Below are 587 nucleotides of genomic sequence, written 5' to 3'. Positions count from 1 at the left end.
GTGGAATAAATATAGCGAATAAGCGGTGTACTGCGTGGCCGTTGGGGGAAAATAGCTCGGACAGGGGGTGCCGCTTGCGGTGCCGGCCGGGCGGCCGCAGGCATTTTTCCCCAACGGTCCCGTATAACCGTCAGTTACGGGTTAATATGCGTTAATTTTCGGTTTAGCACAGACGTTAGCAATTCCGAGTGGATTCGGACGTAGTCGAATCCGCCGTAATTGCGGTTATACATTGTTAGCATACGTTTTTTTCTATCAGTATAAATATAGCTGTAATTATAAAAATCGGAAAGCTTACAATATTTGTAGTGTACCAACCATAATACCCTCTATATTTTAAATCTCCTTTATTCTTTATCCAAATTCCATCAGATAATTTTCCCCATTGCATTTGGAAAGCTTCTCTTTTGAATACTTTTTTATAAAACTCAATAACTCCTTTTGAGATTAATAAAGTCAGAAAAGGCGAGAAGGTCAGTAGAGTGCAATTAAATAGACAGAAATAATTCCAATTCAACAATTCCATTACAATTCCAAGTAATCCGATTAAGAAGGTTATTTTCAAATATCTTTTATAATATTTATCC

Annotated in this window: 1 protein-coding gene; it reads right to left on the bottom strand. The window is 37.8% G+C overall.

Annotated elements, in window-relative coordinates; translation table 11 throughout:
* Positions 1-235: 235 nt before the first annotated feature.
* A partial coding sequence (locus A7D14_RS20225) for a hypothetical protein (protein ID WP_218058525.1) occupies positions 236-587 on the bottom strand: 352 nt, incomplete at its 5' end.

Origin of the sequence: Allomuricauda sp. CP2A (assembly GCF_001683915.1) — a bacterium.
Classification (GTDB): Bacteria; Bacteroidota; Bacteroidia; order Flavobacteriales; family Flavobacteriaceae; genus Flagellimonas.
Note: the sequence above shows the minus strand (reverse complement) of the source record. Positions and strands in the feature narration are given on the sequence as shown.